This is a genomic window from Onishia niordana, assembly GCF_004798965.1.
Taxonomy (GTDB): Bacteria; Pseudomonadota; Gammaproteobacteria; order Pseudomonadales; family Halomonadaceae; genus Onishia; species Onishia niordana.
Genome location: NZ_SDSD01000005.1, coordinates 264,014 through 279,997 on the forward strand (window position 1 = coordinate 264,014; position 15,984 = coordinate 279,997).

Annotated in this window: 10 protein-coding genes; 9 read left to right on the top strand and 1 reads right to left on the bottom strand. The window is 59.9% G+C overall.

All coding sequences use genetic code 11. From position 1 onward, the window contains the following. Nucleotides 1-121 precede the first annotated feature (121 nt). From lon to ETC27_RS11655, 3 genes are all read left to right on the top strand, one after another. A complete protein-coding gene (gene lon / locus ETC27_RS11645) occupies nt 122-2,530 on the top strand; it encodes an endopeptidase La (protein ID WP_136255158.1) in 2,409 nt (802 codons plus the stop codon). Nucleotides 2,531-2,705: 175 nt separating this feature from the next. After that, entirely contained in the window at nt 2,706-2,978 is a 273-nt protein-coding gene (gene hupB, locus ETC27_RS11650; protein WP_092528694.1) for a nucleoid-associated protein HU-beta, read from the top strand. Between the two features lie 297 nt (nt 2,979-3,275). Then, a complete protein-coding gene (locus ETC27_RS11655; RefSeq protein ID WP_136255159.1) occupies nt 3,276-5,096 on the top strand; it encodes a SurA N-terminal domain-containing protein in 1,821 nt (606 codons plus the stop codon). 88 nt (nt 5,097-5,184) lie between these two features. Here the strand turns inward: ETC27_RS11655 and ETC27_RS11660 are convergent, their stop codons facing one another. Further along, nucleotides 5,185-6,333 carry a histone deacetylase family protein gene (locus ETC27_RS11660; protein WP_136255160.1) on the bottom strand — a complete coding sequence of 383 codons (1,149 nt, stop codon included), beginning with the start codon at nt 6,331-6,333 and terminating at the stop codon, nt 5,185-5,187. A gap of 275 nt (nt 6,334-6,608) precedes the next feature. Here ETC27_RS11660 and ETC27_RS11665 point away from each other — a divergent pair, with 275 nt between their 5' ends. From ETC27_RS11665 to cmk, 6 genes are all read left to right on the top strand, one after another. Beyond that, nucleotides 6,609-7,703, top strand: a complete 1,095-nt coding sequence (locus tag ETC27_RS11665) for a CobW family GTP-binding protein (protein WP_136255161.1) — start codon at nt 6,609-6,611, stop codon at nt 7,701-7,703. A gap of 130 nt (nt 7,704-7,833) precedes the next feature. Continuing rightward, nucleotides 7,834-10,578, top strand: coding sequence for a DNA gyrase subunit A (gene gyrA, locus ETC27_RS11670; RefSeq protein WP_136255162.1), 2,745 nt, complete (start codon nt 7,834-7,836; stop codon nt 10,576-10,578). Between the two features lie 41 nt (nt 10,579-10,619). Then, nucleotides 10,620-11,720, top strand: coding sequence for a 3-phosphoserine/phosphohydroxythreonine transaminase (gene serC, locus ETC27_RS11675; protein WP_136255163.1), 1,101 nt, complete (start codon nt 10,620-10,622; stop codon nt 11,718-11,720). Between the two features lie 88 nt (nt 11,721-11,808). Next, on the top strand, nt 11,809-12,900 hold the full coding sequence (pheA, locus tag ETC27_RS11680; RefSeq protein WP_136255164.1) for a prephenate dehydratase: 1,092 nt from the start codon (nt 11,809-11,811) through the stop codon (nt 12,898-12,900). 32 nt (nt 12,901-12,932) lie between these two features. Next, nucleotides 12,933-15,236 carry a bifunctional prephenate dehydrogenase/3-phosphoshikimate 1-carboxyvinyltransferase gene (locus ETC27_RS11685; RefSeq protein ID WP_136255165.1) on the top strand — a complete coding sequence of 768 codons (2,304 nt, stop codon included), beginning with the start codon at nt 12,933-12,935 and terminating at the stop codon, nt 15,234-15,236. After that, nucleotides 15,233-15,916, top strand: a complete 684-nt coding sequence (gene cmk, locus ETC27_RS11690; RefSeq protein WP_136255166.1) for a (d)CMP kinase — start codon at nt 15,233-15,235, stop codon at nt 15,914-15,916. The genes ETC27_RS11685 and cmk overlap by 4 nt, the downstream gene beginning before the upstream one ends. The last annotated feature ends 68 nt before the right edge of the window (nt 15,917-15,984 follow it).

The following is a 15,984-nucleotide window of genomic DNA, read 5'->3' on the forward strand; positions in this document are numbered from 1 at the left end:
CCGCATCTGCGGCCCCTTTTTTTCGCGCGCTTTTGCCCTGGCGGTCTGTCCCCGCGCTTGCAATGGGCGCGCGCTGCCCCCATCACCTGTTCAATCATTCGAGCATTGAGGAACGTCTGCGATGCAGCAGAACGACGAACAGACCCAGAGTCTGCCCCTATTGCCGCTTCGCGATGTGGTGGTTTACCCGCAGATGGTGATTCCGCTGTTCGTGGGGCGGGAGAAGTCCATTCAGGCCCTCGAGGCCGCCATGGCTGCCGACAAGCGGATTCTGCTTGTCGCTCAGCGCGAGGCTGGTCAGGACGAGCCTGATACCAACGATCTGTTCGCAGTGGGTACTGTCGCCGAGATCATGCAGCTCTTGAAGCTGCCTGACGGCACCGTGAAGGTGCTGATCGAGGGCGCCTCGCGAGCCGATGTCGGCGATATTACCGTGGTCGACGAAAGCTATAGTCAGGCCGAGGTTACGCTGCGCGAGAGCGAGCCGCTCACCGAGCGTGAGCAGGAATCGCTGGTGCGCGTATTGCTCAATCAGTTCGAGCAATACGTCAAGCTGTCCAAGAAGGTCCCCAATGAGGTGTTGAACTCGCTGTCGGGGATCGAGGATCCCAGTCGGCTGGTAGATACCATCTGTGCTCACCTGTCCTTGAAGATCGGTGACAAGCAGCAGCTGCTCGAGATGGATCGCGTCCGCGATCGTATCGAACACCTGATGGCGTTGATTGAGTCCGAAATCGACCTGCTTCAGGTCGAGAAGCGCATCCGTTCCCGGGTCAAGGACCAGATGGAGAAGTCGCAGCGCGAGTACTATCTCAACGAGCAGATGAAGGCCATCCAGAAAGAGATGGGCGAGCTCGATAATGTGCCCAATGAGGCCGATAAGTACGAGCAGGCGATCGAAGAATCCGGCATGCCTGAGGAGGCTCGCGAGAAGGCCACTCAAGAGCTCAACAAGCTGAAGATGATGGGGCCGAGCTCGGCTGAGGCTACCGTGGTTCGTTCCTATCTGGATTGGCTGATCGCGGTGCCTTGGAAGAAGCGCACCCGGGTCAAGCACGACCTGCTGCGGGCCCAGAAAGTTCTTGATGAAGATCATTACGGTCTTGAGGAAGTCAAGGAGCGCATTCTCGAGTACCTGGCCGTTCAGAAGCGGGTCAAGAAACTGAAAGGGCCGGTGCTGTGCCTGGTCGGCCCGCCCGGGGTGGGCAAGACGTCGCTGGGCCAGTCGATCGCTCGGGCGACGAATCGCAAGTACGTGCGTCTGGCACTTGGCGGCGTGCGCGATGAGTCCGAAATCCGCGGCCATCGCCGTACCTATATCGGCTCGCTGCCCGGTAAGGTGGTGCAGCGCATGAGCAAGGCCGGGGTCAAGAACCCGCTGTTCCTGCTCGATGAGGTCGACAAGCTGGGCATGGATCATCGCGGTGACCCGTCGTCGGCCTTGCTCGAGGTGCTGGATCCGGAGCAGAACGACAAGTTCAGCGATCACTATCTCGAGCTTGATTATGATCTCTCCGAGACCATGTTCATCTGTACCGCCAACTCGATGAATATTCCGGGCCCGCTGATGGATCGCATGGAGATCATTCGTCTGCCGGGTTACACCGAAGACGAGAAGCTGGCGATCGCCAAACGCTATCTGGTGCCCAAGCAGCTCAAGGCAAACGGCCTGAAGAACGACGAGCTGACGTTCGAGGATGATGCCGTACTCGAGCTGATTCGTTACTACACACGTGAGGCCGGGGTGCGTGAGCTTGAGCGCCAGGTCGCGAAAGTCTGCCGCAAGGTGCTGCGTGAACGTATCGAGATGCAGGCTAAAGAAGGGGCTCAGGCACCTGAGCGTCTTAGCGCCGACGGTATCGAGCGTCACGCGGGTGTGCGTCGCTTCAACTACGGTCTGGCTGACCAGGAAGATCAGGTTGGGCGTGTCACCGGTCTCGCCTGGACGTCTGTCGGGGGTGAGCTTCTCACCATCGAATCCGTGCTGACGCCAGGTAAGGGTCGGATCAACAAGACCGGCTCTCTCGGTGATGTCATGAAGGAGTCGGTGAGTGCCGCTCAGACCGTGGTGCGTTCGCGGGCAAAGGCACTTGGCATCGATACCGAGCGTTTCGAGAAAGAAGACCTGCACATCCACGTGCCCGAGGGCGCGACGCCAAAAGATGGCCCCAGTGCCGGCATTGCGATGGTCACGGCGATGGTCTCTGCCTTCACTGGGCGGACTGTGCGTTGTGATGTGGCAATGACCGGTGAGGTCAATCTACGCGGTGAGGTGATGCCGATTGGCGGGCTCAAGGAGAAATTGCTGGCCGCAAGGCGCGGTGGTATAAAGACCGTGCTAATTCCTGAGGAAAACCGTCGCGACCTCAAAGAAGTGCCTGACAATATCAAAGACGCATTGGATATTCGTCCCGTGCGTTGGATTGACGAGGTGCTTGATGTCGCTCTTGCTGAAAAGTCCACGCTTGAGTCTGATGATAATCGAAAGGATGATCCTGCCGTATCCCAGACAGTGATCAGCACTCACTAGAGGTGATTTTTCCACCATGCCAAGGCCCAAGCCTTGGCATGGTGGGGCTTGAGGCCAATAGTTGCTTGACGATCTTTGGTGGCATTGCTATAAATTACGCTTTGCTGTGATCGAATAAGCCGCCTCAAGATAGCGTCGATTTCCAGTAATTTCTGAAACAGTCAAGGGGTGAAGTGTGAACAAATCTGAGCTGATCGAAGCCATTGCCGCGTCTGCCGACATTCCCAAGGCGGCTGCAAGTCGTGCGCTCGACGCCATGGTGGATAGCGTTACTGAAAGCCTCAAGCAGGGCGATTCCGTCTCTCTGGTAGGCTTTGGCACTTTCTCCATCAAGGAGCGTGCCGCGCGTACTGGCCGCAATCCACAGACCGGTCAGCCGATCGAAATCAGCGCAGCCAAAGTGCCTAGCTTCAAGGCCGGCAAGGCGCTCAAGGATTCCGTCAACTGAGATTCTGGGCTCAGCCCGGCGGACTGACGGTCCTGACCATGGCGCATCGCTTAGCGGTGCGCCTTTTTATTGGTCGCCATTTCATGCGTCGGCCTAGCTCAATGATAGATGCTCCGTGGCGTGAACGTCGTACATGACCTGTATCATCTGAAACGCGTTTTCTGAAAAGCAGTGCCTGAAGTTTAGTCGCTAACACGCTGTGCCTGATGCTCTGTATCTTGACTATGGTTGTTCCAAGACCCTGTCAGGCGCCTATAATGAACTGTTTTTTTTGCCAATCTCCAGCCGAGGCCAGTAATGCTGCAACGTATTCGGGATCGCTCCACCAGCTGGGGCGCCAAGATCATCATCGGCGCGGTGATCGCCACCATGGCCCTTTTTGGGGTCGACTCGCTGATCGGTTTGGTCTCATCTGGCAGTGATGATGTCGCAACCGTCAATGGCCAGTCCATCACGCGTCAGCAGGTAGAGTTGCAAGTGCAACGCGCGATCCGCAGTGGTCAAGTGCCACCTGAGCAGGAACGGCAGCTACGTGGTCAGGTGATCGATCAACTGATCAGTACCTCGCTGCTGGATCAATACGCTGAAGAGGGTGGTCTGTATCTCTCCGAGAGCCAGATCGATGAGCTGATTGTGTCGCTACCTGAGTTCCAGAACCAGGAAGGTAGCTTCTCTCGCGAGTTGTTCAAGAATCGCCTGGCAAGTGCCGGCTATACGCCTCTGGCGTTTCGTGAACAGCTGCGCGATGACATGCAGCGTCAGCAGCTCCAGGAAGGCTTTTCTGCCAGTGAGTTCATGCTCGAGGATGAGCAGCAGCAACTGGCGGCGCTGCAAAACCAGACGCGTCGTTATCGCTATCAGCAGCTCAATGCCTCTGATCTTGACGAAAGGCCGCAAGTTAGTAGCGCCGATCTGAACGCCTATTACCAGGATCACCGCGATGAGTATCAGCGCCCGGAGCAGGTGAAGCTTGCCTATCTGGTGCTGGATCGTGCTGAGCTGGCTGATCAGGTAGAGGTCGATGAGTCGGATCTACGCTCGCTTTACGCCGAGCGTGTCAGCAATGCCGACCGTCGTGTGTCCCACATCATGGTGACCTTTGGCGATCAACGCAGCCGTGAAGAGGCAGTTGAACGTCTCGATACGGTGAAAGAACGCCTTGAAGCAGGCGATTCCTTTGCCTCGCTTGCCAAAGAGGTGTCGGATGATACCTCTACCAGCGATAGCGGTGGTGACCTGGGCGTGATCAGCCGTGGCTTCTTCGGCGAAGCTTTCGAGGATGCTGCGTATTCTCTTGAGCAGGGACAGGTATCAGACATCGTTGAAACGGATAACGGCATCCACTTGCTCAAGGTAACCGGGATAGAGGTTCCCTCTTTCGAGGCCCTGCGTGATGAGCTTCGCGACGAGGTGGCGATGGCCGAGGTGGATGACATCTTCAATCAGCGCGTTCAGCAGCTGATCGATGAAAGTTTCGCTGCCGATGATCTGGCCAGTATTGCCGAAGATGTGGGTACCGAGCTTCAGACCAGTGATTGGGTATCAGCGGCCGGTGCCGAAGGCGTGCTGGCTGAGCCGGGTGTCATGGAGGCCGCCTTCACGCCAGATGTGCTCGAAGAAGGCTTCAACAGTGAGGTCATCGAACTCGACGAGGATCGCCGTCTGGTGCTGCGTGTACGTGAGCATCGTCCCGCAACGACGTTACCCTTGGACGCCGTGCGCGACCGTGTGACTGAGGGGGTCGAACAGCAGAAGGTGCAAGAGGCCCTGCGAACACTTGCCGAGCAGCGTGTTGCCGGTCTGCGTGATGGTTCAGAGCAGGCGGTCGACTGGCAGCAGGTTGAATCAGCTACACGCCAGGGAGCAGGTCAGGTGCCGTCGCCCGTGAATTCGTTGGCGTTCCGGCTGCCGCACCCAGAAGGCGACTCGCCGGTTTATGGCCAGACAGCGACGCAGAATGGTGTGGCGCTGGTGGCCCTCGACGCAGTGCAAGAAGGCGATGCATCCGATGCGTCAGAGTCTCGTGTCGCACAGCTAGTTGAGCGGCTGCGCGCCCAAGCCGTGGTTAATGGCCTGCTTGAGCAGTTGCGTAACGACGCTGAGGTCGAGCGCCTCTAAGTCGCGCTAGCAGCAGAATGACCTGGTCTCGGCGCCAGGCAAATGAAAACGCGACCCGCAAGGGTCGCGTTTTTTTGTGTGCACTCGATCATTCTGTCAGGTGGTTGGAAGAGTCGTCATGGCAAGAAGGTGATGGGTCGAGCGTAAAGGCTGTTCTATGGAAGTCGCTGGCGACGGCGACCTCGGCGAGGCCGATTTGCTCAGGGTTGGGGGCGCTGCCTCCGGCCAGCACCTGCAGCACGCTGTGAACGCCCCGGGATAATGATTCGAGGTGATAACCGCCTTCGAGTACCAGCGCCAGTCGTCCCTCGCAGTGCTGGTCGGCCAGGCTCTGAACAATGGCCGTCATGGCGGCAAAGCCCTCATAGCTCACGTTCAGGCACAGATCGAGCCGGTGGGCATCAAAGCCTGCTGAAATCAGCATCAGGTCTGGCTGGAACCACTTTGTGGCGGGTACCAGAATATCGCGAAAAGCCGTTAACATCGCTTGATCGCCGGCTCCGCCAGGCAAGGGCACATTGATGGTGGTGCCCTCGCCGAGACCCGCACCGACATCTTCCAATAGGCCCGAGCCTGGGTAAAAGGGGGCGGAACGATGGGTGTCGAAGAGCATGACATTTGGCGAGGCCCAGAAGATGTCCTGAGTGCCGTTACCATGGTGGGCGTCCCAATCGACAATCAGCACGCGCTCCATGCCCAATTCCTGCTGCGCATGGGTGGCAGCAACGGCCACATTGTTGAAAAAGCAGAAGCCTCGCGAGCGGGCCGGTTCGGCGTGATGGCCTGGTGGGCGGCAGAGTGCGAAGGCACTCTGGGCTTGGCCTTTGCAGACGGCATCGACAGCCCCGATGGCGGCGCCCGCGGCCACTTCGGCCGCCTCTATGCTGCCAGGTGATACCGCGGTGGTATCGACATCCAGCCAAGCGTGCTTGCCGCGCATGCGCTCAATTTCTCGCAGGTGGGCGCTGGTATGGACGCGCCCAAGCTCTTCCATGGTCGCTGGTTTAGCAGAGGCGAAGCGGACGCCCGGGATGGGGTCGGCGTTGAGGCGCTCGATGATGGCGGTGATCCGGCCCGGATGCTCAGGGTATTTCCATTGCACTGCCAGGCCATTGAGAATTTCTCTGACCCGGCGGTCCAGGCGGCCAGGCAGGAAGGGGTCCTGGATATCGGGTTGATGGTTCAGCATGCGGTCGTCATTGATCACTAGCACTGAGCGGTCGCCGATCACTGGCATTCTCCGTCACGTTAAGGTTGCCAGGCGCTTGCCCCGGCGCTCCCTTAGTGTCGTCGCCTCCCGCCGCTATAGCAATTCAGTGAATGTCGGCAACGTTGCCCGGTTGCGGGTTTGTGCCAGGTTTTTCCTCTCCAAGGGAGGGAGGGCCGTGTGTCCACCATGGTCAGTGGATCACCGGTTTGTCAGCCCCTTTTGGTCAGGAGGGCATGCTGAAACAGCACGATAATGTTATATAGTAACTTTTGCTGTTTTCACTTTCGTCAAGGACTTGCTTCGTGCCTTCTCACGTTTCTTCACGCGCTTCGCTATCGTGCATTCCGGTACACGTCATTACCGGTTTTCTTGGTAGTGGCAAGAGCACGCTAATTCGTCACCTGCTGACGCAAAAACCGCCAGATGAGCGTTGGGTGGTGGTCATCAACGAGTTTGGTCAGGTCGGTATAGACCAAGCCATGTTCGAGGAGCGTGAGGATATAGTGGTCAAAGGCTTGCCCGGTGGGTGCCTGTGCTGCCAGCTGGCCTTTGTGCTGCAAGCCTCCCTGGTCAACCTTTTGCACCGTCATCGCCCCGACCGGCTGATCATCGAGCCCTCGGGGCTGGGGCATCCTGCCGGACTGCTGGACCTGCTGCGTGGAGAGGCCTTCGCCGAGGTGCTGGACGTGTGCGATATCATCACGCTGCTGGATCCGCGTCGCCTCGATGAGCCGCGTGCCCGGAGCAACGAGACCTTTCGCGACCAGCTGGAAATGGCCGATGGCGTAGCGCTGACCATGACCGACCTGTCGACAGAGTCGCAGTGCCAGGAAGCCGACGCCTATCTCGCCAATCTTTGGCCCGCCAAGCGCTGGATCGAGTCGGCGCCGCATGGACAGCTGCCGGTCTCCCGGCTGCTTGATGCCTCGGATAGCAAAGGTGGGCGTTATGCCGAGAATGGCTCGGGTAAGGCGTGGCCTGCCCAGCCCATCGCGCACTCGACCGCGCGCGATAGCCAGGCTCAGGTCGTGCTGGATGCATTCGTTTATCGCGAGCCAAGCCCTGGGTCGCCCGTGTGCGATGAGGGCGCGTCGCTTGGCTATCGCAGTCTTGGCTGGCGTTTTCATGCAAGCGAGGTGTTTTCGCTGGACGCACTGGCAAGGCTGCTTGAGTCATTGCCCGCGACGCTGCGTATCAAGGCAGTAGTGAATAGCGATGCCGGTTGGCAGTGTTACAACCGGGCATCTGGTCAGGTCACCTTGACCTCGACCAGTTGGCGGCGTGACTCGCGTCTCGAGTTGATCATCGAGGAAGGAGTGCAGGGGCTGCCCGAGGCGGTATCATTCGCGTCACGCCTGCTGGCCTGTAAGGAGGCAGGAAATCCAGCACCAAACTAGCCGCGCTAGGGGGTCGTGACGCTGCCTTTAGGAGGCGGTGAGTGGTACAATTTCGCATTGCTATCACGAAGCTAGCCTCATCAGCCTCCTGTAGCGCCAAACAGTCGCAGTGCAAAGGATTTGACGACCCATGGGTGACATCGCCAGAGAGATTCTGCCAGTCAACATCGAGGACGAGCTCAAGCAGTCGTATCTCGATTACGCCATGAGCGTGATCATCGGCCGGGCGCTGCCCGACGTGCGCGATGGCCTTAAGCCGGTGCACCGCCGCGTGCTTTTCGCCATGCACGAATTGAACAACGACTGGAACAAACCCTACAAGAAGTCGGCCCGTGTGGTGGGTGACGTCATCGGTAAGTATCACCCGCACGGGGACAGTGCGGTGTACGACACCATCGTGCGTATGGCGCAGGATTTCTCGATGCGTCACGTGCTGGTCGACGGTCAGGGTAACTTCGGTTCGATCGACGGTGATAACGCAGCCGCCATGCGTTATACCGAGGTCCGCATGTCAAAGCTCTCGCATGAGCTGTTGGCTGACCTCGAGAAGGATACCGTCGACTGGGTCGATAACTACGACGGTACCGAGCGCATCCCCGCCGTGCTGCCGACCAAGGTGCCCAACCTGCTGATCAACGGCAGTTCCGGTATCGCCGTGGGCATGGCCACCAATATACCTCCGCACAACATGAGCGAGGTGATCAGCGGCTGCCTGGCGCTGATCGACGACCATACCCTGTCGGTCGACGACCTGATGGAGTACATCCCGGCACCGGACTTCCCGACCGGGGGCATCATCAACGGCAAGGCCGGTATCCTCGATGCCTATCGGACCGGCCGTGGACGTATCTATGTACGCGCCCGTCATACCATCGAGCATGATGACAAGACCGGCCGTGATCACATCATCGTCAGCGAACTGCCTTACCAGGTGAACAAGGCCCGGTTGATCGAGAAGATCGCCGAACTGGTCAAGGACAAGAAGATCGACGGCATCGCGGAGCTGCGCGACGAGTCCGACAAGGACGGTCTCCGCGTGGTGATCGAGGTCAAGCGCGGCGAGAGTGGCGAGGTGGTGGTCAATAATCTCTTCGCTCAGACCCAGCTGCAGAATGTCTTCGGTATCAACATGGTGGCCTTGTCGGATGGCCAGCCTAAGACGCTGGATCTGAAGCAGATGCTCGAGGCCTTCATTCGCCACCGTCGCGAAGTGGTGACCCGTCGCACGCTTTACGAGCTTCGCAAGGCCCGCGAGCGGGGGCATATCCTCGAGGGTCTGGCGGTCGCCATCTCCAACATCGACGAGGTGATCGAGCTGATCAAGGCCTCGCCGTCGGCCGCTGAAGCCAAGGACAAGCTGCTGGCTCGTGCCTGGCAACCGGGGCAGGTCACCGGCATGCTGGAGCGTGCCGGGGCGACCTCTTGCAAGCCTGAAGACCTGGAAGAAGGCTTCGGTCTCGATGAGGCAGGGCAAGAGTACCGGCTCTCGCCCGCTCAGGCCCAGGCCATTCTCGAGCTGCGCCTGCATCGCCTGACAGGCCTTGAAACCGAGAAGCTGCTTAACGAGTACCTGGGGATCCTCGAGAAGATTGCCGAGCTGACCGCGATACTCGCCTCGGCCGATCGCCTGCTCGAGGTGATCCGCGAGGAACTCGAGGCGATCCGCGATCAGTATGGTGATCCGCGTCGCACCGAGATCCAGATCAGCCATCTGGACCTGCACATTGAGGACCTGATCGCCGAAGAGGACATGGTGGTGACCATCTCCCGCAGCGGCTACGCCAAGACGCAGCCGTTGTCCGACTATCAGGCTCAGCGTCGCGGCGGTCGCGGCAAGTCGGCGACGGCCATGAAGGACGAGGATGTCATCGAACACCTGCTGGTAGCCTCGACCCATGACACCGTGCTGGTGTTCACCAACAAGGGCAAGGTCTACTGGCTCAAGGTCTACGAGATGCCCAATGCCAGCCGTGGCTCGCGTGGCAAACCGTTGATCAACCTGCTGCCGCTGGACGAAGGCGAGGCCGTGAGCGCGATGCTGCCGGTGCGCGATTACCATGCCGACAGCTTTATCTTCTTCGCCACGGCCAAGGGCACGGTCAAGCGCACCAGTCTTGATCAATTCTCTCGTCCGCGCAGTGTCGGCCTGATCGCCATCGACATCGATGAAGATGATCATCTGATCGGCGCTGCCATCACGTCAGGCAGCGATCATGCCATGCTGCTGTCCTCCAATGGCAAGGCGATTCGCTTCGAAGAGTCTCATGTGCGTGCCATGGGCCGTACTGCCCGCGGTGTGCGCGGCATGCGCCTGCAGGATGGCGCCAAGGTGATCAGCCTGATCATCCCGCAGTCTCAGCAGATCGATGTCGAGACGGAGAGCGATACTGACGTTGGTGACGAGTCGCAGCCAGATGTGACGACGGCCGGCAACGGGGGCCAGATCTATATCCTCACGGCCTCTGAGCGTGGCTTTGGCAAGCGCACCCGCCTCGAGGAGTTCCCGCTGCGGGGTCGCGGCGGGCAGGGCGTCATTGCCATGCAGACCAGCAAACGCAACGGTGACCTGGTTGCAGCGATGCAGGTCTATTCCGCCGATGAAATGATGCTGATCACCGATCGCGGCACCTTGGTGCGTACCCGTGTCGAAGAGGTCTCTACCACCTCGCGCAATACGCAGGGTGTGATGCTGATCCGCCTCGGCGAGGGTGAGGCGTTGGTCAAGACCGTGCGTATCGATGAGCCGGAAGAGGAAGAGATCAGCGGTGAGGTGCTTGATGAGTCGTCCAATGAGACTGCTGATGGCCAGGAAGGCGCCGATGGAGCGCCGGGAGCGGGCCAGGACGGCGATGACTCACCTGAAGGCGGCCACTAACCCCCTTCGAGCCGATACCATTAGTCTGGAATACTACGCCGATGACACGTCACTATAATTTTTGTGCGGGACCGGCAGCACTGCCGGCCGCCGTGCTCGAAAGGGCTCGCGAAGAGCTGCTGGACTACCATGGCCGCGGTCTCTCGGTGATGGAGATGAGCCATCGTAGCGCCGAATTCGTGGCCATTGCCGAGCAGGCTGAGGCCGACGTGCGTGAGCTGCTGGCGGTGCCCAGTAACTATCGGGTGCTGTTTCTTCAGGGCGGTGCCTCCATGCAGTTCGCGATGCTGCCTTATAACCTGCTGGGGCAGGGCGGCACCCCCAACTATCTCTACACCGGGATATGGGGCAAGAAGGCCATTGCCGAGTCGCGTCACCTGGCCGGGGCCCATGTGGCGGCCTCCAGTGAAGCCAATGGGCTGACCGCCGTGCCGCGCCAGGATGACATTGTGCTCTCAAGCGATGCCGCTTATCTGCACTATACGAGCAACGAGACCATCGGTGGTCTCGAGTTCGATTATGTGCCCGAGGGGCGCTTGGCCGATGGAAGCCGCGTGCCGGTGGTCTGCGATATGTCCTCGTCGATCCTGTCCGGCCCGATAGATGTCTCACGCTTCGACATTATCTACGCCGGTGCACAGAAGAATATCGGCCCGGCCGGCCTGACGCTTGTGATCGTGCGTGATGATCTTCTGGAGCGTGCGCGTCCCGAGACGCCGACCATGTTCAACTACAAGGTCATGGCCGAGCACGGTTCGATGTACAACACGCCACCAACCTATAGCTGGTATCTGTCAGGCCTGGTGTTCCAATGGTTGAAGCACGAAATCGGTGGTCTCGAAGCGATGGATGCGCTCAATGACCGCAAGGCGGCCAAGCTCTACGCTGCTATCGATCAATGCGAGATGTACTCCAATCCCATCGCGAAAGCCAACCGGTCGCGAATGAATGTGCCCTTCGTGCTGGCCGATGATCGTCTCGACAAGGCCTTCCTGGCCGAATCCGAAGAGGCCGGTCTACTCAATCTCAAGGGTCACCGTAGCGTAGGCGGCATGCGTGCGAGTCTGTATAACGCAGTGCCCGAAGCCGGGGTTGATGCCCTGGTGGATTTCATGACCGACTTCGAGCGTCGGCGCGGCTAGTGTCGCAGCGGGCGGCACCGCCTTAGCCATTGCGCTTGGCGTTGGCCGCACCATTGTCGAATCAGGGGTTTAGTGTAGGGGAAATCGAATGAGTGACACCCCCATCGATCTCGATGCGCTACGTCAGCGCATTGATGGCCTGGATGGTGAGATCCTTCGTCTGATCAGTGAGCGCGCCCAGTGCGCCAGTCAGGTCGCCAAGGTCAAGACCAGCTCCGACCCGGATGCGGTCTTCTACCGGCCCGAGCGTGAAGCGCAGGTGCTGCGGCGCATCATGACGCTCAATCAAGGCCCGCTGGATGCCGAAGAAATGGCGCGCCTGTTCCGCGAGATCATGTCGGCCTGCCTGGCGCTTGAGCAGCCAGTCAAGGTGTCTTATCTGGGGCCCGAGGGTACGTTTACCCAACAAGCTGCCCTCAAGCACTTCGGTGAGAGTGCCGTCAGCCTGCCGATGGCGGCCATTGATGAAGTATTCCGAGAGGTCGAGGCGGGCGCTGTGAACTATGGCGTGGTGCCGGTGGAAAATTCCACCGAGGGTGTGGTCAACCATACCCTCGATTCCTTCATGGATTCTTCCATGCGCATCTGTGGCGAGGTGGTGCTGCGTATTCATCACCACTTGCTGGTGTCCAGTAATACGCGTCGTGACAAGGTCTCGCGTATCTACTCCCATCCGCAGTCCTTTGCGCAGTGCCGTAAATGGCTGGACGCCCATTATCCGCATGCCGAGCGAGTGGCCGTCTCCTCCAACGCCGAAGCGGCCAAGCTGGTCAAGACCGAGTGGCACAGCGCGGCGATTGCCGGCGATATGGCCGCCAAGCTTTATGGGCTCGATAAGATCGCCGAGACGATCGAGGATCGCCCGGACAACTCGACGCGCTTCCTGATCATTGGCAATCAGGACGTGCCGGCCTCCGGCGAGGACAAGACGTCCATCGTGGTCGCGATGCGCAACCAACCCGGCGCGCTACATGACCTGTTGGAACCCTTCCACCGGCATAAGATCGATTTGACGCGCCTTGAGACACGGCCCTCGCGCTCCGGGGTCTGGAACTATGTGTTCTTCATCGATTTCCGGGGCCATCGTGACAACGCCCAGGTGGCAGCGATGCTTGAGGAAGTGCAGCTGCGTTGCGCCGAGCTCAAGGTGCTCGGCTCCTACCCGGTGGGTGTGCTCTGATCATGACGGTGCCTTCCAGGTCTCAGGCGGCGATGACAACTGAGGCAGGCAGCGATGTGGCAGGGCCTGCTGAGTCTCAGCTATTGATCGTTGGGCTCGGGCTGATCGGTGGCTCACTGGCCTCGGCACTCAAGGCGGGTGGCTTTTCCGGCCGCATCCTTGCCTGTGATCGTGATCCCGATGAAATCGCCCGCGGTATCGAGATGGGCATCATCGATGGCGGCGATACCGAGCTCTCCAGCGTGCTGCCTGGCAGCACGCTGGTGGTGCTGGCGGTACCGGTGCTGGCGATGGATGCGGTCATGCAGTCTCTCAAGGCAGGGCTTGCAACGGCCGATACCGCCGTTGTCATTACCGATGTGGGCAGCACCAAGGCGGCGATTCGCGAGGCCGCAGAACGTGCCTTCGGTACGCTGCCGGCCAACTTTGTGCTGGGCCACCCCATCGCCGGCTCCGAGAAGAGCGGCGTCGCCGCCTCCAACCCTCGCTTGTATCATCAGCATAAGGTCATTCTGACGCCCGACGAGAACACGGCGCCCTCGGCACTTTCTCGGGTGCGCGCGCTCTGGCAGTTCTGTGGCGCTACAGTGCTCGAGATGCCGATAGCGCGTCATGACCAGGTCCTTGCGCGGACCAGTCATCTACCGCATCTGTTGGCCTTTTCGTTGGTGGACACCCTGGCGCGCCAGGATGAGCGTCTGGAGATTTTTCGCTATGCCGCCGGCGGCTTTCGTGATTTTACGCGGATCGCCGGCAGTGATCCGGTGATGTGGCGTGACATCTTTACGGCCAACAGTCAGGCGGTGCTTCAGGCGCTCGATGATTTCGAGAGCGGTGTGGCGCGGCTTCGCCGAGCCGTGGAGGACGGCGATGGCGATGCCATGCTGGGTATCCTCGATCGTGCCAGCCATGCGCGGCAATATTTCGATACGCTGTTAAACCAGACCAGTTATCAGGCGGGTTATCAGACCATGCAAGACAATTCCATGCGCTACCGGGTCACCCCCGGTGGTAGTGTCGACGGGCGCATTCGCGTGCCGGGTGACAAGTCAGTGTCACATCGTTCCATCATGCTCGGCGCGCTTGCTGAGGGGGTGACCGAGGTCAAGGGCTTCCTCGAGGGTGAAGATAGCCTGGCGACGTTGCAGGCCTTCCGCGAGATGGGCGTTGCGATAGAAGGGCCGCACCAGGGGCGGGTGACCATTCATGGTGTGGGCATGCACGGCCTAAAGGCCCCAGCGGGACCGATTTATGTGGGTAATTCCGGGACGGCCATGCGGCTTTTCACCGGTTTGCTGGCCGGCCAGTCCTTTGATAGCGAGTTGACCGGCGATGCCTCACTGACCAAGCGGCCAATGGATCGAGTGGCTGATCCGCTTCGTCTGATGGGCGCGACCATCGACACCGCCGAAGGGGGGCGTCCGCCGCTGAAGATTCATGGTGGTCAGGCGCTTAAGGGCATTGATTACGACATGCCCATGGCCAGTGCCCAGGTCAAGTCCTGCCTGCTGCTGGCGGGCATGTATGCCGAGGGCGAGACGCGGGTCAAGGAGCCGGCGCCGACCCGTGATCACACCGAGCGCATGCTCAATGGCTTTGGCTATCGGGTCGAGCGTGAGGGTGATACCGCTTGGCTGAATGGTGGGGGATCATTGACCGCGGGCCCAATTGATGTGCCGTCCGATATCTCCTCGGCGACCTTTTTCCTCGTCGCCGCGGCGATCACGCCGGGTGCCGATCTCACCCTTGAGCATGTCGGCATCAACCCGACCCGGGTTGGGGTCATCAACATCCTCAAGCTAATGGGAGCCAACCTTGAACTCTCGAACCAGCATGAGGTCGGCGGGGAGCCGGTCGCAGACATTCGGGTGCGTTATTCACCGCTCTCGGGTATCGACATCCCCGTCGATCAGGTGCCGCTGGCTATCGATGAGTTTCCGGCACTGTTCATAGCGGCCGCCAATGCCAGTGGCAAGACACGCTTGCGTGGCGCTGAAGAATTAAGGGTCAAGGAATCCGATCGTATCAAGGCCATGGCCGATGGCCTGGATCTGCTTGGCGTCGAGAACACCGTGGTGGCCGATGGCATTGATATCATCGGCGGCGATGATGGTACCGGAACGCCGAATTATGGTGGTGGCCACGTCGATAGCCTCGGTGATCATCGCATCGCCATGGCCTTCACGGTGGCCGGTCTGCGGGCAAGCGACGAAATCCTGATCGACGATTGCGCCAACGTAGCCACGTCCTTCCCGGGCTTCGTGCAGCTGGCCTGTCGCGTGGGTCTGACGGTTAGTCCGGAATCGGTCGCTAGTGAACAGCAGGAGGATGCATGAGCGATGCCAATGCACCCGTGCTGACCATCGATGGGCCTGGTGGGGCCGGAAAAGGCACCATCAGTCGTCTGATTGCCGAGCGACTGGACTGGCACCTGCTGGATAGTGGGGCACTTTATCGCCTGACCGCTCTGGCGGCGCTCCGGCATGAGGTTCGTACCGACGACGAAGAGGCCCTCGAGGCGCTTGCCGCCGAGCTGGACGTGGTCTTTGTGCCCTTTGATGGTGGCAGCCGAGTGCTGCTTGAAGGTAATGACGTCAGCCAGGAAATCCGTACCGAACAGGCCGGTGACCGAGCTTCTCAGGTGGCGGCCTTGCCACGGGTTCGTCAGGCGCTGCTGCGTCGCCAGCGTGATTTCCAGAAGGCCCCTGGTTTGGTCGCAGATGGCCGCGACATGGGCACCGTGGTATTCCCTGAGGCGCCGCTCAAGGTCTTTCTGACCGCAAGTGCCGAAGAACGAGCTCAGCGCCGCTATCTCCAGTTGCGGGAAGCGGGACAGAGTGCTAGTCTACCGAGTCTTTTAAAGGAGATTCAGGCCCGCGATGCGCGAGACATGCAGCGCAGCGTTGCCCCTCTCGAGCCGGCAGACGATGCCATCGAGCTGGACACCACGAGCCTGACAATTCCGGAAGTGGTGGAACGGGTGACAGTTCTCCTTGCCCAACGTGGCATTTCATGAGCGTCTAACGATCCATTACGGGCTGCGGGATGATGTAACGACATGGGACGGACAACACACACTGAAAG

What these genes read in the sequence shown, in the direction of transcription:
- lon (WP_136255158.1), top strand. Translation starts at nt 122, where the DNA reads ATGCAGCAGAACGACGAACAGACCCAGAGTCTGCCCCTATTGCCGCTT.
- ETC27_RS11655 (WP_136255159.1), top strand. Translation starts at nt 3,276, where the DNA reads ATGCTGCAACGTATTCGGGATCGCTCCACCAGCTGGGGCGCCAAGATC.
- ETC27_RS11660 (WP_136255160.1), bottom strand. Translation starts at nt 6,333, where the DNA reads ATGCCAGTGATCGGCGACCGCTCAGTGCTAGTGATCAATGACGACCGC.
- gyrA (WP_136255162.1), top strand. Translation starts at nt 7,834, where the DNA reads ATGGGTGACATCGCCAGAGAGATTCTGCCAGTCAACATCGAGGACGAG.
- serC (WP_136255163.1), top strand. Translation starts at nt 10,620, where the DNA reads ATGACACGTCACTATAATTTTTGTGCGGGACCGGCAGCACTGCCGGCC.
- pheA (WP_136255164.1), top strand. Translation starts at nt 11,809, where the DNA reads ATGAGTGACACCCCCATCGATCTCGATGCGCTACGTCAGCGCATTGAT.
- ETC27_RS11685 (WP_136255165.1), top strand. Translation starts at nt 12,933, where the DNA reads ATGACAACTGAGGCAGGCAGCGATGTGGCAGGGCCTGCTGAGTCTCAG.
- cmk (WP_136255166.1), top strand. Translation starts at nt 15,233, where the DNA reads ATGAGCGATGCCAATGCACCCGTGCTGACCATCGATGGGCCTGGTGGG.